The organism is Paenibacillus sp. 276b, assembly GCF_900107875.1.
Lineage (GTDB): Bacteria > Bacillota > Bacilli > Paenibacillales > Paenibacillaceae > Paenibacillus > Paenibacillus marchantiae.
In genome coordinates this window covers 59121-80156 of sequence record NZ_FNRR01000007.1, presented here as the reverse complement: position 1 = coordinate 80156, position 21036 = coordinate 59121, and the positions used below count along the sequence as shown (strand labels likewise).

The 21036-nt window shown below is 44.0% G+C and carries 17 protein-coding genes; 15 read left to right on the top strand and 2 right to left on the bottom strand.

The genetic code is table 11. The features are described from left to right. The first annotated feature begins 9 nt into the window (after positions 1 to 9). The 10 genes from xseA (at position 10) to spo0A (ending at position 11006) form a co-directional block, all read left to right on the top strand. Entirely contained in the window at positions 10 to 1374 is a 1365-nt protein-coding gene (gene xseA, locus BLV50_RS25900) for an exodeoxyribonuclease VII large subunit (protein WP_079694114.1), read from the top strand. Beyond that, positions 1364 to 1621 (top strand): exodeoxyribonuclease VII small subunit, encoded by a 258-nt coding sequence (gene xseB, locus BLV50_RS25895; protein ID WP_063565703.1) that lies wholly within the window; start codon positions 1364 to 1366, stop codon positions 1619 to 1621. Before xseA ends, xseB begins: the two co-directional genes overlap by 11 nt. Beyond that, complete coding sequence (locus tag BLV50_RS25890; RefSeq protein WP_063565704.1) at positions 1614 to 2519, top strand: polyprenyl synthetase family protein; 906 nt, start codon at positions 1614 to 1616, stop codon at positions 2517 to 2519. Before xseB ends, BLV50_RS25890 begins: the two co-directional genes overlap by 8 nt. Before the next feature lie 281 nt (positions 2520 to 2800). Next, positions 2801 to 4708: a 1-deoxy-D-xylulose-5-phosphate synthase gene (gene dxs / locus BLV50_RS25885; protein WP_072735303.1), complete on the top strand. Its 1908-nt coding sequence runs from the start codon at positions 2801 to 2803 to the stop codon at positions 4706 to 4708. Between the two features lie 72 nt (positions 4709 to 4780). Beyond that, a complete protein-coding gene (locus BLV50_RS25880) occupies positions 4781 to 5626 on the top strand; it encodes a TlyA family RNA methyltransferase (RefSeq protein WP_072735302.1) in 846 nt (281 codons plus the stop codon). Between the two features lie 84 nt (positions 5627 to 5710). Continuing rightward, positions 5711 to 6196, top strand: coding sequence for a hypothetical protein (locus tag BLV50_RS25875; RefSeq protein ID WP_090810683.1), 486 nt, complete (start codon positions 5711 to 5713; stop codon positions 6194 to 6196). Positions 6197 to 6320: 124 nt separating this feature from the next. After that, positions 6321 to 6770 carry a transcriptional regulator AhrC/ArgR gene (ahrC, locus tag BLV50_RS25870; protein WP_063565708.1) on the top strand — a complete coding sequence of 150 codons (450 nt, stop codon included), beginning with the start codon at positions 6321 to 6323 and terminating at the stop codon, positions 6768 to 6770. A gap of 57 nt (positions 6771 to 6827) precedes the next feature. Next, positions 6828 to 8546: a DNA repair protein RecN gene (gene recN, locus BLV50_RS25865; protein WP_064636757.1), complete on the top strand. Its 1719-nt coding sequence runs from the start codon at positions 6828 to 6830 to the stop codon at positions 8544 to 8546. A 120-nt stretch (positions 8547 to 8666) separates the two neighbouring features. Beyond that, the gene (gene spoIVB / locus BLV50_RS25860; protein WP_063565710.1) at positions 8667 to 9998 is read left to right on the top strand and encodes a SpoIVB peptidase; all 1332 of its coding nucleotides are present in this window, start codon (positions 8667 to 8669) and stop codon (positions 9996 to 9998) included. Between the two features lie 192 nt (positions 9999 to 10190). Then, the gene (gene spo0A / locus BLV50_RS25855) at positions 10191 to 11006 is read left to right on the top strand and encodes a sporulation transcription factor Spo0A (protein ID WP_063565711.1); all 816 of its coding nucleotides are present in this window, start codon (positions 10191 to 10193) and stop codon (positions 11004 to 11006) included. Between the two features lie 336 nt (positions 11007 to 11342). Here spo0A and BLV50_RS25850 read toward each other — a convergent pair whose 3' ends face one another. Next, the gene (locus BLV50_RS25850; protein ID WP_218135429.1) at positions 11343 to 12500 is read right to left on the bottom strand and encodes an acyltransferase family protein; all 1158 of its coding nucleotides are present in this window, start codon (positions 12498 to 12500) and stop codon (positions 11343 to 11345) included. Between the two features lie 400 nt (positions 12501 to 12900). Between BLV50_RS25850 and BLV50_RS25845 the strand changes: the two genes are divergently transcribed. Further along, positions 12901 to 13629, top strand: coding sequence for a GGDEF domain-containing protein (locus tag BLV50_RS25845; protein WP_256338049.1), 729 nt, complete (start codon positions 12901 to 12903; stop codon positions 13627 to 13629). Between the two features lie 196 nt (positions 13630 to 13825). On the opposite strand, the gene BLV50_RS25840 is transcribed toward BLV50_RS25845, so the two are convergent. Beyond that, positions 13826 to 14632: a FlxA-like family protein gene (locus tag BLV50_RS25840; protein WP_090810679.1), complete on the bottom strand. Its 807-nt coding sequence runs from the start codon at positions 14630 to 14632 to the stop codon at positions 13826 to 13828. A gap of 188 nt (positions 14633 to 14820) precedes the next feature. On the opposite strand from BLV50_RS25840, the gene BLV50_RS25835 reads away from it, so the two are divergent. The 4 genes from BLV50_RS25835 to BLV50_RS25820 all read left to right on the top strand — a co-directional run bounded on the left by BLV50_RS25835 (position 14821) and on the right by BLV50_RS25820 (position 20978). Then, complete coding sequence (locus tag BLV50_RS25835; protein ID WP_090810677.1) at positions 14821 to 16779, top strand: AraC family transcriptional regulator; 1959 nt, start codon at positions 14821 to 14823, stop codon at positions 16777 to 16779. A gap of 186 nt (positions 16780 to 16965) precedes the next feature. Beyond that, entirely contained in the window at positions 16966 to 18945 is a 1980-nt protein-coding gene (locus BLV50_RS25830; RefSeq protein ID WP_090810675.1) for an AraC family transcriptional regulator, read from the top strand. A 157-nt stretch (positions 18946 to 19102) separates the two neighbouring features. After that, on the top strand, positions 19103 to 20140 hold the full coding sequence (locus BLV50_RS25825; protein WP_079694105.1) for an NAD(P)/FAD-dependent oxidoreductase: 1038 nt from the start codon (positions 19103 to 19105) through the stop codon (positions 20138 to 20140). A 193-nt stretch (positions 20141 to 20333) separates the two neighbouring features. Continuing rightward, the gene (locus BLV50_RS25820) at positions 20334 to 20978 is read left to right on the top strand and encodes a hypothetical protein (RefSeq protein WP_090810673.1); all 645 of its coding nucleotides are present in this window, start codon (positions 20334 to 20336) and stop codon (positions 20976 to 20978) included. Positions 20979 to 21036 lie beyond the last annotated feature (58 nt).

Sequence of the window (21036 nt, the reverse complement as noted above, 5' to 3'; positions counted from 1 at the left end):
GTCGAATCTGTGGCAGATCAAAAGATCTATTCCATCAAAGACCTGAACCGATACATCCGGATGAAGCTAGAATCGGATCAGGTACTGTCGGATGTATGGCTACGCGGAGAGATCTCCAATTTTACACATCACTCCAGCGGTCATATGTATTTTACATTGAAGGACAAGGACAGCCGAATTAAGTCCATTATGTTTGCTTCCCATAATCAACGATTGCCCTTTGTACCGAAGGAGGGTGCAAGGGTTATTGCTCGTGGTAATGTCTCGGTGTATGAGCGGGATGGACAATATCAATTCTACGCTACACACATGCAACCGGACGGTATTGGAAGTCTGTACTTGGCCTATGAGCAGCTGAAAAAAAAGCTGGAGGACGAGGGACTGTTCTCTACATCACGGAAAAGGCCGATTCCCCGTTTTCCACAGACGATTGGTGTGGTAACCTCACCTACAGGTGCAGCGGTAAGGGATATCATGATTACATTGCAACGCAGATATCCTTCTGCCCAAGTGATTCTGTATCCTGTACTCGTTCAAGGTAAAGGTGCAGCTCCTTCCATTGTGAAGGCCATCAATAACCTGAACCGAATGGGTGAAGCCGATGTGCTGATTGTCGGACGAGGCGGCGGATCACTGGAAGAGCTGTGGGCTTTCAATGAGGAGATCGTGGCAAGAGCGATTGTGGGTTCGGCCATTCCAGTGATATCAGCCGTTGGGCATGAAACGGATTTTACGATTGCCGATTTTGCTGCTGATCTACGTGCGGCAACACCTACGGCTGCTGCCGAACTGGCAGTACCCAATCGAGCTGAGCTGCTTGATCAGATCGCTCAGCGCCAGCGTCAGCTGCAGCACAGTTTACGTCAGCGTGCTGTTCATAATCGCGAGCGACTGGCCAGATTGCAACGCTCACCTGTGCTTGTGCATCCCAGACGTACCTTAATGCAGCATACGGAGCGACTGGATATGCTGCAACAACGTCTTCTGCGAACTGTAGATACACGTATGAAATGGACAACCGAGAAACAGGAGCGTTTGCGTGCAGCGCTGCAGCGGTTCAATCCTCGTGAACAGGTGAATGCAGCAAGACGGGAGAATGCATCAGCCCGGCGTCAACTGGAGGTTGCAATCCGATCCATTGCGAGAGCGAAGCAGCAGCAATGGAAATCATCTGTACGTCATTTGGATGCGCTTAGCCCGCTCAAAGTTATGTCACGCGGATACAGCCTTGTCTATGACGAACAGGAGCAACGATTGATCAAATCGATGAAGGATGTACAGCCTGGAGATTCGATAAAGATTAAATTAACAGACGGACAGTTGGACTGTCAGGTTTGGGGAATGAAGGAGGACGACAATACCCATGGCGAATGAACCGGAATTGAATTTTGAAGAGGCAATGGCGGCATTGGAAGACATCGTAGGTCAGCTTGAGCATGGTGATGTTCCACTGGAACAGGCCATCGATTTGTTTCAGCGCGGAATGAAACTTTCCCAACTTTGTGGTTTGAAGTTAGAACAAGTGGAACGTAAGATCGAGATGATCGTAGAAGAGGATGGGGAACTTCGCAAGAAACCGTTCGGCGCTGCCGTCGACGAAAGTGGTGAAGTCAATGAGTAATCGTCCTTCGTTTGAAACGTATCTTGAGGAAGTCACAGCTGAGGTGACGGGAGAGTTGCAGCAGACTCTTCCTGTTCACTGGGATGTGCCTCAGTCACTGGCTGACGCGATGCAGTATTCACTTATGGCCGGGGGCAAACGCCTTCGTCCACTTCTGGTCGTTGCTGCGGCGGAAGCCTTCGGTGCACAGCGTACAGCTGCATTGCCGGTAGCCTGCGCCGTGGAGATGGTTCATACGTATTCGTTGATCCACGATGACCTGCCTGCCATGGATAATGACGACTATCGCAGGGGAAAATTAACGAATCACAAAGTATTTGGTGAAGCGACAGCTATATTGGCTGGCGATGCACTTTTAACGCACGCTTTTTATAGTATTGTTCAGGCAGGTCGTCGCAGTGGTGTGTCAGCAGACGCATTGTTATCCATTGTGGAGGAATTGTCGGAATTGGCTGGCGCAAGAGGCATGGTTGGCGGACAAGTGGCTGATATGGAAGGCGAACAGGGCATGACAGATCTTGCCCAATTGCAATATATTCATCTGCACAAGACCGGAGATTTAATTGTGTTTTCTCTCATTGCGGGCGCACGTATTGGTGGTGCGACAGACGGACAGTTGGAGGCGCTGCGCGTATTTGGCAGAGATCTGGGGTTAGCTTTCCAGATTCAGGACGATATTCTCGACCTGACGGGTGACGAGCAGAAAATGGGCAAGAAGACGCAAAGTGATGTGAATCAGCAAAAGGTTACATACCCTTATTTTATTGGTATGGATGCCTCTCTTCAAGAGGTGAAGTCCCTTACGCAATCTGCGAAAGATGCACTTGGCAGAGCGGAGTTACCTGACCCTTCGAGACTGATGGAGATTGCAGATTATCTGATGAGTCGAGATCATTAGTTTTGGTTGAGCGTCTCTGTTTCAAATCACCCAGAATCGTGTAATCAATTTAATGTGCTTTTTCTGGGCTTCATGAAGAGAGTCTGTTCCAAGTGGGTTTGGGAATACATATTGAGGAAGATCATACGAACCTTGCTGGCGAAAATGCTCGTTATCAGGAGTATAGTGCCGTAAATTATGATTCTTGTTCTTTTATGTTATAATGTTTTAATGTCATTTAATAAACTGTGTATATATGGATTACACCAAATCAAACAATCTAGGAAAGCGGGGAGATTCTCGTGCTGCTTCCACAAATTAAACAACCCAGTGATCTAAAGTCGATGTCTCAGGATGATCTCGTTCTTTTGTCGGCAGAGATCCGGCAGTTTCTGATTGAGAAGCTGTCCGTTACAGGGGGCCATCTCGCACCCAACTTAGGAGTGGTTGAGCTCACGGTAGCCCTGCATTACTGCTATAACAGTCCAGTGGACAAAATGATTTTCGATGTAGGGCATCAGGCTTATGTGCACAAAGTTCTAACGGGACGGATGGATCGCTTCGATACACTTCGTCAGCATAATGGCTTGTGTGGATTTGTTAAACGTAACGAGAGTGAACATGATGTATGGGAAGCGGGCCACAGCAGCACATCGTTATCTGCTGCGATGGGCATGGCGCTTGCCCGTGATCTTAAGGGTGAAGACAATCAGGTTATCGCGATGATCGGGGATGGAGCGCTTACAGGTGGTATGGCCTTTGAAGCTCTCAATCACATTGGTCATGAGCAGAAAAAGCTGATGGTTATCCTCAATGATAATGAAATGTCCATTGCTCCGAATGTCGGGGCTATGCATAAATATTTGAGCAAAATTCGTTCGGATCGCCATTATTTGAAAGCCAAGGATGACGTGGAAGGAATGCTCAAAAAAATTCCTGCCATAGGGGATCGTTTGGCCAAATCGGCGAGCTGGATTAAAGATAGTGTCAAATACATGATGGTTCCAGGAGTTCTGTTCGAAGAGCTGGGCTTCACCTATTTGGGACCCATTGATGGACACGACATTCCGAAATTGATTGAAACGTTCAAACAGGCGGATAACGTCGATGGTCCTGTAATGGTTCATGTACTGACAACCAAAGGTAAAGGCTATCAGCCAGCTGAGGCCGATTCACACAAATGGCACGGAATTTCTCCGTACAAAATTGAATCAGGTCAAGTACTTAAGGCTGTAGGCAAACCGATGTATACGGAAGTGTTCGGTAAAACGTTGATTGATCTTGCCAAGCAGGATAAACGAATTGTTGCGGTAACACCAGCCATGCCAACAGGTTCAGGTCTCATTCCTTTCAGTAAGGAATTCCCTGATCGCATGATTGACGTGGGTATTGCCGAACAGCATGCAGCAACCATGTGTGCAGCACTGGCAATGGAAGGGTTGAAGCCGGTATTTGCCGTCTATTCGACGTTTATGCAGCGTGCGTATGATCAGATTGTACATGATATTTGTCGTCATAATGCCAATGTCATGTTCGCCATTGACCGTGCTGGATTTGTCGGTCCAGATGGTGAAACGCATCAAGGTGTGTACGATGTGGCGTTTATGCGTCATATTCCGAATATCGTCCTGATGATGCCTAAAGATGAGAATGAACTGCGCCATATGATGAAGACGGCGCTTGAATATAATGAAGGCCCGATTGCTTATCGTTATCCACGAAACAATGTTGTAGGCGTGCCTCTTGATGATGAACTCATTCCGATTCCAATCGGTACATGGGAACAGCTTCGTCCATCTGAAGGTTATGCTATCATCGCTTCGGGGTCAATGGTACAGCTTGCTGAAGAAGCTGCAGAGACGGTTAAAAGAGAAGGTATTACGGTTGGCGTAATAAACGCCCGCTTCCTTAAGCCGCTTGATGAGCAGATGCTGCGTGATCTAGCAGTTCGAGGCACGAAGTTAATTGTGCTTGAAGAAGCATCACAAGCAGGCAGTATGGGCAGTGCAGTTCTGGAGTTTTACGCAGAACAAGGGCTGCATGATGTTCATGTACAGCTGATGGGCATTCCGGATCGATTCATTGAACATGGCAGTATTGAGGATCAAAGAGCTGAAGTGGGACTCACGGTCGAGAATGTGAGTTCGGAGCTGCGCAGTTTGGCAGCCCAATCTTCATATGGTATGTCCAGAACTCGGTTCCCTTCATAACTGGAACAATCAGAGAAACTAAACTAAACACATTATTGATTAATTAGGATTACTACATGATAGGAGAAAGACATGTCACTCCCGAAAGAACGAATTGATGTTCTGCTGGTTGAGCAGGGATACTACGAAAGTCGTGAGAAGGCAAAAGCTGCAATCATGGCTGGACTGGTATATGCCAACAATGAGCGGATTGAAAAAGCGGGCATGAAGATTCCACGGGAAGCCGAACTTAAAGTAAAGGGTTCAGTACATCCCTATGTCGGTAGAGGCGGATTAAAGCTTGAAAAAGCGATCCGTCACTTCGATCTCGATATGAATGGACTTGTAATGCTCGATATCGGTTCATCCACTGGTGGATTTACCGATTGTGCCCTGCAACATGGTGCATCTCATGTATATGCCATCGATGTTGGTTATAACCAGCTGGATTGGTCACTCCGTAATGATGAACGGGTTACTGTAATGGAAAGAACCAATTTCCGTTATGTGACTCCCGCAGATTTACATGGACCTGTGCCGAATTTTGCTAGTATTGATGTATCCTTTATTTCGCTGAGAATTATTTTGCCGCCGTTGCTGGCACTTCTAAAGCAACCGGCAGACATTGTGGCGTTAATTAAACCTCAGTTCGAAGCAGGCCGTGAGAAAGTCGGCAAGTCCGGCGTTGTTCGTGATACTAAGGTTCACAAGGACGTTTTGCAGACGATGCTTCGTTTCGCAAATGAGCTTGGATTAAAGCTAAAAGGTTTAACATTCTCGCCGATTACAGGCGGAGAAGGGAATATTGAATTTCTCGCTCACTGGCGTCTGGAAGAACCAGAGGCAACACAACAAGAGAACGTTCAGGCTTCACTTGATGCACTTGCAGATCAAGTTGCAAGGGAAGCTGCCCATACTTTTACAGGAAACTCATCATAGGATGGGTTTCTTTTCGCTGGAAAGGTGACATTCTAAAAGGAAATCGGTTGTCGAATCTCGAATATGTCTTCGAGGTGAGCGATGATGGATGGGCAATATGACACAATTGTTATTGGTGTACTTGCTGTCTGCTTAATTTTATGGGTGTTCTCTGGCTTTCGGAATTGGGTTAATCGTCCGATTCCAGTAAACTTGTCGGGTATGCAACTGAATTTAGAAATTCAGGATTCACCCGCAGTGGATCTGCTTGAAGCGGAAGGATATGAAGTCATCGGAGGTAAAATGAAAATTCCTTTAGCCTTTGAAGCAGATGAATCCGTTTATTACAGCAGGCTGTTTATTGATTATGTAGCAGAGCGTGATGATGAGAGATATCTGGTGAAGACGTCCCGTCGCAGGCAACCTCTTGAACTTACTGGGCCATCCCTGCGAGACCGCTTCCTGTATTATTTATTGTTATATCCCGGCTGTGAAGGGTTGTTGTATGTGGACTTGGAGGAATCGGATATCAAGGTAATCAGGCTCATGGACTATCAAGAAGACGTGTACGATGGAGATGATCTGGACTAAGGGGAGTAATGAAACCTGAAAGTTGTTTATATAACGAATGAACGAATTGCAGGATGGCAAACGTTATGGAACTTAGAATTTGCCGTTTTATTGCAATACATTGAACTTTTAACTGGAGGCATGTATGAAAGGACAACGACACATTAAAATACGTGAAATCATTAGTCAAAACGAAATTGAAACCCAGGATGATCTGGTTGAAGCTTTGCGTAAATCCGGATTCCAGGTGACTCAAGCCACTGTATCACGGGATATTAAGGAGCTTCTTTTAATCAAGATTCCCATGGACGATGGACGATATAAGTATTCGCTACCTACAGACCAACGATATAATCCGATTCAGAAACTGAAACGTGCTCTTGTGGACAACTTCTTACACATTGATCATACAAACAATCTGGTTGTAATGAAGTGTTTGCCCGGCACAGCTAACTCCATTGCTGCCTTGCTCGATAATATTGAGTGGACGGAAGTGATGGGAACCATCTGTGGAGATGATACCATACTGATCATTTGCCGGACGGAAAGTAACAGCGTGACCGTAATCGAGCGGATTATGGGTTATATTTCCTAGAATATAATGGTTCAAAAACATAATTTCTGAGTGAGTCATCCGGAGGTGTTTTTGCAGATGTTAGTTACATTATCGATTCGTAATTTGGCTGTTGTAGAAGAAGTTGATGTTGTTTTCCACCCGGGATTCCATGTCTTGTCTGGTGAAACAGGAGCGGGTAAATCGATCATTATTGATGCCTTGGGTCTGATTGCTGGTGGACGAAGCTCTGCCGATCTGATCCGTTATGGATGTGAGAAGGCCGAGATGGAGGCTCTGTTTGAAATGGAGCCAAGCCATCCGGTATGGGTAACGTTAGAGAAGCTTGGCATCCATTGTGAACCGGAGGAGCATCTGGTGATTCGCCGGGAACTGAATACCCAAGGCAAAAGTACATCTCGTATTAACGGCCAATTGGTCAATTTAACGATGCTCCGTGAAGTCGGAGAAAAATTAATTAATATTCATGGACAGCATGAACATCAAAGTTTGTTGCGCGCAGAAAGTCATCTGGGGCTTCTGGATACATACGGGGCAGCAATCATCGGTCCAGTCAAAACGGAATATCAAGAACGCTACAGTAAATTTATTACGGCGGAAAAAGAACTGCGTGCACTTCAGGAATCCAGTCAACGTGCGTATCAATTGCTGGACATGTACCGTTTTCAACTTGAAGAGATTGCAGCTGCTTCTCTAACGCAGGGTGAGGATGAATTACTCGGAGAAGAACGGGTCAAACTATCCCATAGTGAGAAAATGATGGACAGTGTTGCTGGTGCATATGATCTGCTTAGCGGTCAACGTGGGTTAGAAGCTGTAAGTATCGCGCTGTCACGAATTGAAGATATATCAGGATATGATAGCAAAGGCTTGCAGCCTATTGTTGAACAGCTCCAGTCAGCATTTTATCAGTTGGAAGACGCGACGTTTCAGTTGCGTGATTATCGGGAGAAGATCGAATTTAACCCGGGTAGATTGGAAGAAGTGGAACAGCGACTGAATCTGATTTCTGGCCTCAGACGGAAATACGGTGACAGTGTGGAACTTATTTTGAATTATTATGAACAAATTAGCCATGAAACCGACCAGTTGGAGAACAAGGATGAACGTTTGGAGAAGCTGCGTAATGAACGTGACAAATTGCTCAAATTAGTCATGGAGTCTGCGGAGGAACTCAGCCGGGTTCGTAAACAATGTGCAGAGGAACTTGCAGCGCAGGTGGAAAGTGAACTGAAGGATTTGCAGATGGAGAGAACGACGTTACGAGTTCAAATTACTCCTTTTGAAGATGCAAAAGGGATCGAATGGAATGGGCGTCGCATTCGCCTTACGCGTCAGGGTGCAGATAATGCGGAATTCCTGATCTCTCCGAATCCAGGTGAGCCTTTACGTCCGCTCGGCAAGATTGCTTCCGGTGGTGAGTTGTCCCGAATGATGCTGGCGATGAAGAGTATTTTCGCACGTCATGACCGGATTCCGGTGTTGATCTTTGACGAGGTGGATACAGGTGTGAGCGGAAGAGCAGCACAATCCATTGCGGAGAAATTATACCGTCTGTCCTCCACTTGCCAAGTTTTCTCTATTACTCACTTGCCACAGGTCGCTTGTATGGCCGATCATCAGTATCTCATCGAAAAGCATGTGTATGACGGACGCACGATGACACAAGTGGAATCGCTGTCAGACGAAGGCAGAGTGAAGGAATTGGCACGTATGCTCGGCGGTGTGGAAATTACAGAAAAAACTCTGCATCATGCACAGGAAATGCTGAATTTGGCGGAAGCCAAAAAAGGGTGAAACGAGCGGCTGGCGTAATGATTGACAGTAATAAAAGCCTGGGGGCGAGGTTATCTTATAGGTACGCAATTGGCGACCACCTTTCGTCAAGCGAAAGAAGCAAAGGGAGTGTGACAGCCATTGAATTCCCCCCTCAGGAAGAAATTGCTAGGTCTTTTATTTGCCTTCTTTCTATGTGTGATCAGCCAGGCCATTCAGCCTGTGCAAAGTTATGCTTCATTGCCTGATGAACTTCAGGTATTTGCAGGCAGGCAGGCTGACGTTCATCTCGCTGTACCGGCTGCTTCAAGCGCTGTTGTGGATCGTCCTGACATCGTCGGTTTTGATGGAAAGGAAACTGCAGTTCACGTAACGAAGCAACAACCTTTGCATCTTCATCCCCAACAAACGGGACATGCCAAATTAACGTTGAAGTTGTGGGGAAAAATTCCGGTAAAAACAGTTAACGTAAATGTGATTCCGGATTTGCGTGTAGTACCCGGGGGACAAACCATTGGCGTCAAAGTAAAATCTGCAGGTATTCTGGTTGTAGGGCACCATCTGGTCCGTTCTGGACAAGATGAACGTGTATCCCCTGGAGAATCAGCAGGCATCAAGCTTGGAGATCTGATTACCCATATGGACGGTAAACGCCTTGATGGTGTATCGGGTGTAGCTGAAGCTGTTGAGCTTGCAGGCAAGAGCAAAAAAGGAATTGATGTCGTTTTAAAACGCGGTAAAGAAACGGTTAAAACCCGTTTGACACCGGCTTATGACGCGGAAGACAAAGCCTGGAGGCTTGGCTTGTACATTCGTGACTCCGCCGCAGGTGTAGGAACATTAACCTTCTACGCTCCGGATCAAGGCGTTTATGGCGCTCTAGGACATGTCATCACGGATATGAACACGCAGACCTCCATCGTTGTCGGTAGTGGTCAGATTGTTCAGTCTAATGTAACGTCAATCTCTAAGAGTGAATCCGGTGATCCAGGTGAAAAACGAGCTCATTTCCTGAAAGAAAGCAAAATTTTGGGCAATATTGAACGCAATACGGCTTTTGGTATCTTTGGTAAAATGTCCGGAAATCCTGAACATAGTTTATATTCAAAAGGGATTCCTGTTGCTTTCTCGCATGAAGTAAAAGAAGGTCCTGCAGAAATTCTCACAGTTGTTGAAGGTCAGCAGGTGGAACGTTTCTCGATTGATATCGTTCACGTAGCAGACCAATCTGAACCAGCGACTAAAGGTCTGGTGCTTCGAATCACAGATCCGAAGCTGCTGGATAAGACCGGAGGCATTGTACAAGGCATGAGTGGCAGCCCCATTGTGCAAAACGGAAAACTGATTGGTGCCGTGACCCATGTGTTTGTTAATGATCCGAAATCAGGTTATGGCTGCTTCATTGAGTGGATGTTACAAGATGCAGGAGTCATGATGAAAAAGGATAATGCAAAAAACCTTAAGGCGGGATAACCTCCTTAAGGTTTTTTTGTCGAATGGAAACATATAATATCGGATAATGAAATAAATTATTTATTATATAGCAATGAGAAAAAAAAATAAAGAAAAATAATTTTCGACAGAAGGAATTTCCTCCCCTGTGTCGAAAATTTAACCTGTAAGGAAATGTACGAAACGATGTTTAAATTAAAGGAGGATACCGTTTTGCAAAAAATTGAGGTATTGCTGGCCGATGATAATCGTGAATTTACGAATTTGCTTGCCGAATATATATCCGAACAGGAAGATATGGAAGTAACAGGAATTGCTTACAATGGAGAAGAAGTGCTGCAGTTGCTGGAGCAGACTCGCGATGTACCGGATGTACTTATTCTGGATATTATTATGCCTCACCTGGATGGACTGGGTGTACTGGAGCGTCTGCGCAACCTGAATCTGTCTCCACAGCCCAAAGTCATTATGCTTACGGCTTTCGGACAAGAGAATATCACGCAGCGTGCCGTGCAACTCGGAGCTTCTTATTACATCCTGAAACCGTTTGACATGGAAGTACTCGCGAATCGTGTACGTCAACTGGTTGGCACGCAAACCACGATCTCCACAGGCGGTGGTGGCGGATCATCGATGTTTATGAACAAGTCCAACGTGGTGCCGATGGGTAAACACAAAAATTTGGATGCAAGCATTACGTCCATCATACATGAAATCGGCGTTCCTGCGCATATTAAAGGATATCAGTATTTACGCGAAGCCATCACTATGGTGTATAACAATATCGAAATTTTGGGTGCTATCACGAAAACCTTGTACCCAGCGATTGCCGAAAAGTTCAAAACAACGCCGTCTCGCGTCGAACGAGCCATTCGTCATGCTATCGAAGTGGCTTGGACACGTGGTAACATCGACAGCATCAGCCACCTGTTTGGTTATACCATTAATATCAGCAAGTCGAAACCTACGAACTCCGAGTTCATCGCGATGGTCGCTGACAAGCTTAGAATTGAGAATAAGGTGTCCTGAAAGGATCAGGAATGAAGGCTTACTGACGAAATAGAATAATTGTTCAAAAACTTATAGTTCTTCTAGCTGTTATGGGAATTAGTGGAACTATAAGTCAGAATCGAGCAAATTAGAAAAACGCATATCTCCTCAGAGGCATGCGTTTTTGCCTTATAAATATTTGTAAGTTGATTTATTGGAAATTGTTAAGCTTGGAGTCGAGCAGCCGCCGTATGACAAAGCTCTGTGATAATCAATTGGATCATGGAAGTCACTATTTCTTTGTGTACTCTTTACCCATGATCCAGTAAGTTGTATATCCGATAGGAGACTAACCCAACCTTATTACGTCTTCTTTTACACCTTAATTTCTGTTTCAACCCAAGAATCATTTTGTTTATTTGCTTTGTTTGTTCTTGAAAAACTATTTCCGATCTTACCCACGAAATAATTTCCAATTTTTAACTTGTGAAGCAGGTACGTGAAAATAATGGACAAACTAATACTTATTATAAAAGTTAAGGGGAGGTTGATAAAAGGATGTAGTCCTTGAAAAAATTTGCTGATGGTTTGCACAAACATCAAGTGTAACAGATAGATACCAAATGAGTATCTGCTTATTTGATCAATAACCCATGGGATTCGTTTTGCTTTTGAAGAGAAATAAAAAATAACAAAGATCATACTTAATGCATAAAACAACATGTCTATTCTTTTTGAATTGGTTTCGGGAAGTATCATTGTAAATTTTAAAAATGTTATAGCAAGGAAAGTTAATATAGGGACTAATATAATCCATTTTATATTTCGATTTAGAAATTCTTTGAAAGCAGTATAATTTTTGCCGCATTGATATGCTACTGAAAAATAGAATAACCAACCAGGGAAAGCAACCCAATATAGACGCGTCCATATGTACTCCGCTCCAGGAATAAATTGAAGAGGCGGGACAAAGTTGAAAAAACCAAGATAGAGTAAATTAATCGCTAGACATAGGGGGATGAAAAGTTTGGGTGATAGGGATTGGAAGTATTTGGTGAAAATTATATGCAAGATATAAAATTGAAATATAACAATAATGAAGTACGCAATATAATCTGCTACAACAATGTTTCTAAGAATTTTCACTACTAAAGAATATGGTGTTAGCTCATCTGATCTAATCAAACTATAGAAAGCATAGACTACAGCCATCGTAAAGTAGGGAATCAAAATGTAACGGGCACGCTTCCACAAGAATTTATCAGGAATATAAGCAGAGTAAGATTTTGCTAAGAGAAATTCTGAGATGAAAACAAAAGCAGGTGTTCCAAACAAAAGCACAAGTTTTATGACTTCTAATAAAGTGACTGTCTGACTAGCAAGAGATTCTTCATAATTTGTGAAAGTCAAATTGATACAATGAATGGCAACAATAGCAAGGCAAGCAATGCACCTAAGCCATATAACTTCTGGGACTAGTTCTTTTTTCAAATGATCATATCCTTCCGTTCTTTTTGATACAAATTGTATCATTAAGGAATAACAAATAAAAGTTATTTTCATTCAGAAATAGGTTTTGGAAATTCGGTGTTTTCTGCGAAATTTTCGCAGCCCCTCTCTTAGCAACAATTAATACTTAAAATCTTCATGAAACTTTATAATCTTAATTCCAAGTCCTAACCGAGGAACTCCGAGATATATTTTTTACGGTAAAACTTTTACTTGCATTTAACGCTTTCTCAGCAAGCCGAATAAGGTACGCACTTGGAAGATTTAATAGTAGATGGTATGGCTATGTATAAAGGAGGCGAATGGTATATTTACGCAAATAGTTGAGATAGCCGATACGATTCCTATAGTAGCGCCTGAAACAAAATGTGATATCGTCTACAATCTTTTTAAATCAAATCCCAATCTGGAAGGTGTAGCGGTTATGGGAGAACAAAGTGTGTCATTAATGATGCTTGCTCGTTTCTTCCAGCAGATTGGTACACAGTATGGGATGCCCTGTGGAACTGGTTATGAACGCCGGGCACTGGTCGTCGATTACGCTGAACAGATTACGGATGTAAGTGTTCTGGCTATGAATAGATCTGAAGAAGAATTATACGATCTAGTGCTTATAACAGCTGAAGGCATTTTGTATGGAGCAGTTAGTATCCGACGTCTGCTGCTCGCAGTTGCGGATGTTCGAGCCGAGATGGCCATTTTTATGAATCCCTTGACAGGTCTTCCAGGTAACCGAATTATAGATGAACGATTGTATCAGTTACTGCAGCTTGATTTTTTTAGTGTTCTATACATAGATTTGGATCACTTTAAATCTTACAATGATAGCTATGGGTTCAAAATGGGGGATCAGCTTATTCAAGCTACTGCTAACCTGCTCCGGAAGCTTTTTGTTTTTCCAGAGGCTTTTCTTGGCCATATCGGTGGAGACGATTTTATTGCGATATTAGATCATCATGACTTTAGGTACGTTTGTGAAGAGGTTATAACAGATTTTGAGAAGATTAAGCGAATGTTTTACAATCAGGATGACTTGGATAATCAATATGTTTTGGGCGAAGGGCGTACTGGACTGAACCGACCCATACCGCTTGTATCGGTGTCGATTGCTGTGGTCACAAACCATAGACAACAGTATGAAAACATTGATTAAATTGTGAGTGAGGCGACCCGAATTAAAAAAGTATGTAAATCAGTGAATGGCAGCGTTATTTGTGGGAATGAAGAAGCCGTATAACCATAACTGTGGGGATATCCATTAAGTGCGAAAAAAACCGTTATTATCAGGTAGAAGAGACCTGTAAATAACGGTTTTTTATTGGAGAATACTTATCCATTATGTAATCTAATTAAACCCGAATGTCGAGCGATGTAAAGGAAGGGGAAGGGGATTCATTTGATTGAGTCTCTTGAATTTTTCCTGGGTCTTTATCATTCTGCGTACCATTGGAATTCTTCGATTTATTTTCAGCCTTATTTCCCTCAACGACTTCCTGATTTTCCTTTTCCACAGAGGATGAAGGTGTAGGAGACGAAACGGATTCTTTTGGCACAGGCTGACGTATCTCTTTCATCAAATCTCCAATCTTCTGACCTACTTTGCTCATTTGGGAGCTGATGTCCTGTACGATTTCTCTTTTTTTCTGGAATACCGTACGTTCAGCATTTTCAAGCATCATCGATTTGCCAGCATCATTGCCAGCATTAATCTCCAGAACCAGTCGGTCAAACTTGGTTTCACCTTCAATGGTTTGTATGGAGCTGTTCATGCGATCTCGCAAACCGACCAGTTTACCTAACTGATCGTAAGTCTGACTGTGCTTAATTAGATGGTCCATGGATGGGGGTTGAGCTTCGTCATTGCGCTGAGGCTGTTGTTCTTTGGTCTTCTCAGGCTGTTTTAATTTGTTGTTTTCCTCCATTTCCTCTGCTTTGATCTGGGCGATCTGCGTGTCAATTTGCGTAATGGAGCTCGTTAATGATTTGATTCGTGCTGCTTTGGTTTTAGTGTCCAGTTCATCATTGGATTTTACAGCTTGTACTTCTTCATTAAGCCTAACCTTCTGCTGCATAAGTCCCTGAATTTCCTTATCTCTACTGGAGACTTGGCTCCCGGGGGTGAAGCTGCTTTTGGAGGCAGGTGAAATTGAATTCATGGTCTTTTCCCCTTCTTCGTTATATCGTGGATCTACTTACATATATCGGATGTTACGAGAAGCAAATGAAGATACGCTGGTAATAAGTTCACTTTCACTTGTGTGTTGCTTACTTGCGAATAATGATTGATAATGGTTATCAATGAGTGTGTTTAGTCAATCTATTTAGACGGAGTTGGGTTAATGAAATGTGGAATAATTATTACATACTCTGGAACTATGCTGCTGTGAGTATTGCGGATATACGTTATATGGAGTTAGGGCCAACCGAGGAGCTAACATATAAATTTCCTGCGAGCACGTTTGTATTCACCATCCAGGGTAAAGCCTATGTGACCATAAACGACCAGAAGCATGAAGTGAGTCGGTTTTATGTTCTTCATGGTGGAAAAGGGAGCGTGCTGCATATTGAAGCTGGACAATCTGGATTAAACCTGTTTTACCTTATGTACAAATCAAGCTTGCCAAGTGGAGGAAGAACCGATTTGGGCAACATGATGGAGCACATGAATCCATTTCAGCTAACCTATGGTTTTGCCCCTGAGTCACCTGTTGTGCTGTATGAGCAAGTAAAACAGATACACGCTTTATGGAATCAAAAGAACCCCATACATCATTTTCAGGCAAAAAGTCTTTTTTATCCTTTTGTAGAGCAAGTATCAGCACAAATTCCTCATGCTGCAACTCGTTATTCCATTACGAATCAGGTCAGCAAAGTCATCAAAATTGTGGAATCCTCTTATGCTGAGCCCCTAACGTTGCATGTTTTGGCGGAGAAGGTCGGCAGCAGTCCCAGAAGTCTGTCCCGCAAGTTCAAGCAGGCCACGGGTTATAGTCCAATCGACTATTTGATTCAGTTCCGTTTGTTCAAGGCCAAGGAGATGCTGCTGCATACCGACGCTACATTGGATGAGATTGCGGCAGGCATCGGTTATCCGGACGGATATTATCTAGGGCGTATGTTCAAAAAACATACAGGTGTTTCTCCGCTTCAGTTTAAGGAGAAAACATCGGGCACCTTAAAATGGCCTGATCTGACATCGGCCCTGGCGCGAAATGACATTTCCAGTGGAAGAGCTGGAAGGTATGTTTATAACGATGATGATAATCATTATCAATATAAACACGGAGGGTCATTGTACATGAATAGACAGACAAGAACGGGAATGCTGCTTAGTATTTTATTAAGTCTCACTTTACTGCTGAGTGCCTGCTCGACAGGGGCAACTAGTAATTCTGGGGGAGAAACAGCCGGAAGCAAAGGGACTTCGAGTGTTACCAGCACAGTAACGGCTGATAGCCAATCGAACAATTCCGAGCCTCGGATCATCTCGACGGTCAAGGGAGATATCACGGTCCCGGCTGAACCCAAGCGAATTGTGGTGGATTTATATTTAGGAAGCCTGATTGCTTTGGGAATCAAGCCAGTCGGTACACCGGAAATGAACTTGAAGAACCCCTATTTTATCAAATCACTTGAGGGAGTAGAGAATATTGGTGAATACGAAACTATTTCTCTTGAAAAGGTGTTGGAACTTCAACCAGATCTGATTGTCACAGGTGATCCTGATTTGTTTGATTCTTTTAGCAAAATTGCGCCTACGCTTGTTGTTCCTTATGGAGAGTTGAAAAATACCCATGAAGAGATCGCTTATTTCGGTAAAGCGTTGAACAAAGAAAAAGAGGCTGAGTCATGGTTGGACGACTACGACGGACGAATTGCGGATGCCAAGAAGCGTGTAAGTGAAGCAATCGACGCAGATGCAGAAGTATCCGTTATGCAATTTTACGATAAAGGACCGTTAGCCTTTGGTGATAATTTTGGGCGTGGAGGTCAAGCTGTGTACAGTGCTCTCGGATTGAATCCTCCGGCAGACAAAAAAGAGATATTAATGAAAGATCAGCTCGTTGAAGTCTCGTCCGAATCCATACCCGAATTTGCCGGTGATTACATTATTCTTACGGCAGACAACCTAACTTTGGAGGAATTGAAATCCAAGCCAGTATGGAGTTCGCTTGATGCCGTTAAGAATGATCGTGTGTTTATCTGGAGTCCGGATCGTTCATGGTACTTTGACCCTATTGCAACGTTGGATCAGACCGAGGAATTGGCAGCTTGGTTCACGAAGACAGCTGTTCAAAAGTAAATCTTTCGGATCATTGATTGGTGAAATTGAATCCTGGTCAAAATTCAGTTGATAATGAAAATTATTATCATCTATAATGAAGGAATAATAGTGAACCACTATAACGCTTCGGTTAGAGGATGGTTTGCAGAATAATGACCTGCACAAGGTCTTGTTCCTGGTGAGACTGGGATTGGAGAGTAATCGATGCAATTAAACGAACAGATGCAAAGCTGGAATCACGCGGCTGTTAAAATTCTGGATATACGCCGGATCGCCATGGAGGCAGGGGAGATACAGGAGTCCTATTTGCTTCCGGCAAACGCTTTTATATACAGCATTCGGGGTGCAGCTCAACTTAAATTGGATGGGAAAACACACGAAGCACAGCGATTCTGTATTCTGCATGGTGGTAAAGGATCATCACTGGATATTCGGGTGAGCGAAAAGTTTGAATATTACTTGCTGTTCTACAGGGCATTCCTTGCGTTCCCAACTCATCGTAAAACATGGCGGTTGTCACAACCTCCTCAGATTGCTCCGTTCTCTTTGCAATATGGATTTACGCCGAGCAATCCTCTTGCTATATTGCGCTATTTTGGAGAACTGGAGAAAGCGTGGGATCAGGCGAGCAGACTGGACTTGCTACAAGTAAAAAGTTTGTTCTACCAATTTATTCATGAGCTGTTGTTTCAATTGGCAGAGCAGGAAGTCAGAACAGTGCTTCCAGATCCTATTGAGCAAACACTTCGCTACATCCAGGAGCATTATAGGGAACAGGTGACTCTGGATTTTCTGGCTGAACAATTCAACTACAGCTCCCGTCATTTATCTATGCAATTTAAAAGAAAGACAGGACACAGTCCGATTGATTATCTCATTCAAACGAGACTGACCAAGGCCCGGAATCTGCTTGTGCAATCCGATGCCACCCTTCGCGAAATCGCGGCAGAAGTGGGATACACGGATGTGTATTATTTCAGCCGTATTTTCAAAAAACATGTGGGCCTGTCCCCCACACTCTATCAGCGGAAAATAAGGAACCAGACCCTGGCAGAGGATCGTCCATTACAATTCTCCGAATCGTCCATTGGCTGGAGATGGAAGCGAGGATATATTGATTATGAGAATCATTATCAATATATAGACGGAGGGTCTACATCAATGAAAAGAAGAAAAACAAGCTCCAGCATGATTTTGGTTGCACTTTTAAGCATCACAATGCTTTTATCGGCATGCTCCGCTGGCTCTACAACAACAACAGTTACGGGGGAAGGCACGAATACGAACTCATCTACGAGCACAGCCGCATCTTCATCATCAGATTCAGGTAGTCAAACGAACAATGAAAATGGAACACGCACGGTCTCCACGGTTAAAGGTGATGTTGTTGTCCCGGCAAATCCTAAACGGGTGGTTGTACTTTATCTTCAAGGAGATGTTGTAGCGCTTGGAATTAAGCCTATTGCGACGTCTGACGTATTTGATGGGGCTGCATATAAGAATGAGCTTGAAGGGGTAAATTCACTAGGCACCTGGTTCGAACCAAACCCTGAGGCTGTCATTGATCTGGACCCGGATTTGATCATTGTTCCTTCAGAAGAGACTTACACGCTATTAAAAGATATTGCACCAACTGTGTATGTCCCATATGAGAAATTGACAACGGAAGAAAGACTTCATAGTATCGCTAGCATTTTCGGCAAAGAACAGGAAGCAGACGTTTTAATCGACAATCTTAACAGTAAAGTTGAAGAGAGCAAGAAAAAACTTGCTGATGCAGGCATACTGGACAAAACGGCCTCCATCGTCGAGGGTGGGCTGAAAGAGATGGTCATTGTAGAAAGTAAGCAATACGGCCGAGGATCTCAGGCTATATACGAGTACTTGGAAATGAAAGCACCTGAAGCGGTCCAGAAAAAAATTGACGTCGTTTCCGACGCGGCAGGTTCGACCTTGTCCATGGAAGTTCTTCCTGAGTATATGGGAGACTACGTGTTTCGTTCGGTATATGAAGGGGCAGATAACCTTAACGATAATCCAATTTGGAATAGCATACCCGCTATCAAAGAAGGCCGTTTAATCGAGATTGATTTTGATTTCTTCTATTACTCGGATATCTATTCCATCAACAAGCAAATCGATTTCGTTGTCGAGCATCTACTCGCAGCTCCCAAAGTTAAGTAATCAACAAATAAATAACCGATGGTAGTTTTGTATAAGAAATGTTTGAATTTTAGCCATTGTAATTTGATAAGTTTCACATTAGACTAGGAAAAGAGTGATAATGAGAATCGATATCAAATAGTCGAGCGCTTTGGATCGAACTGATGGAGGTAACTACATGGATCAGCATTTGGAATTATATGATGTAACAATTATCGGCGGTGGACCTGCCGGCATGTATTCTGCATTTTACAGTGGGATGCGTGATATGAAGACCAAGTTGATTGAGGCGCGGGATAAATTGGGTGGTCGCATGCTCTTTTATCCAGAGAAAATGATCTGGGACGTTGGCGGCGTCACCCCGATTCTGTGTGAAAATTTGATTAAACAGCTGGAAGAACAGGCGAGAACATTTGAGCCAACGATTGTGTTTGAACAGCAAATTGAAGGATTTGAGCGTCAGCCTGATGGCACGATTCTGCTGACATCGAATACAGGAGAACAACACTGGACACGTACCGTCATATTGGCGATCGGGTATGGTATATATAAAATGGCCAAGCTGGAGCTTGAAGGTGCTGACCGTTATGAGGTTACGAACCTTCACTACACAGTACAGGAGCTGGAACCTTTCCGTGGTAAACGGGTACTGATCTCTGGTGGGGGTGACTCCGCGGTGGATTGGGCCAATGAGCTTGAAGCACTGGCAGAGCAAGTGACGGTTGTGCATCGTCGTGACCGCTTTGGCGGATTGGAGCGCAATGTACTGCGGATGAGAGAATCATCAGTGGATATTCGTACACCATACGCCGTTGATACCCTACATAGTCAAAGTGGGGAGATCATCGAACAAGTGACGATATCCCATGTTGAGACAGGTGAGAGTGAAGTCCTTGATGTGGATGCGATTATCGTCAACCACGGCATGAAGAGTGATTTTGGCCCGCTCCGGGATTGGGGACTTGATCTTGGTGAATGGCATGTCAAAACAACAGAGAAGCTGCAAACGAATATTCCAGGGGTCTTCGCTGCAGGAGACTTTGTAGATTACGGAAGTAAACTGTATCTGATTGCCGGTACATTTACGGATGCGGCCCTCGCGGTAAACAGTGCAAAACTGTATATGGACCCTGAGGCGGAGAAAGTTGCCTATGTGTCTTCCCATAACAGCCGGTTCAAGGAAAAAAATAAAGAACTTGGTGTTGTGGAAGAATAGAATCAAACGAAGTAGTTCTGGCTAATGCCAGAACTGCTTTTTTTTGTTTCCATTTTCGGTATGAACCTCCTCGAATTGCACAACATAGAACAGGCACCGGAATTGAACATACATCATCAACTGTCTATAATGAGCCTTAGAAGTGAGGAATAACAGCAAGAAACGTCAAACAGATTAGAGTGGAGTGCAGAATATGAAAAAAGAATTTCAACGTATATCCACATTTATTCATCGGTGGTTCAAAGGCCGTGAGAAAAAACGCATCAAATGGTCGGAAGTCTATCTCGCTGTTGCTGGAAAAATGCATCGACTACTGGTGGAAGGCCGGCGCGCACGTTCAGCGTCCAGAAGGCTGCATCAGGATTTGCCTATTACCGCTTTGGGCCAAATGAAGCTGGAGCCAGGAGATATTTTATATACGCCAAGTTCGGAATCGACTTATTACGCCGGGCATATGGGGATTATTGGACTCGACGGTAAAGTGTATCACGTACACCCTTATGGGCCCGTGTTTGCCGATTCCTTGGATTGGTACATCACTCGCTTTTATGAGGGGGATCGTTTCATTGTATTTCGTTCCCGTCTGAATCAGGCTGGTGTGAAGGCAGCGCAGTGGGTACAGGATCATTACAAGCAGGTAAAATTCTATCGATTGCAGACGAATCTGCGCAGCATTGAACGGAACTATTGTTCCAAATTTATATATCAGGCGTACCAATTTACAACTGGACTTGATCTGTGGAGTCGCAGGTTTGTGAAGCTGAATCAGGGATACATCTATCCGTTTCGAATTGAGCGCTCACCCGCGCTTGAGGTTCTTGGAACGTTTTATAAATAAGGCAAGTTAACCGACGGAAGTTCCTTTCTCTTACAAGAGGTTGGGGCAGGTTCTGTCG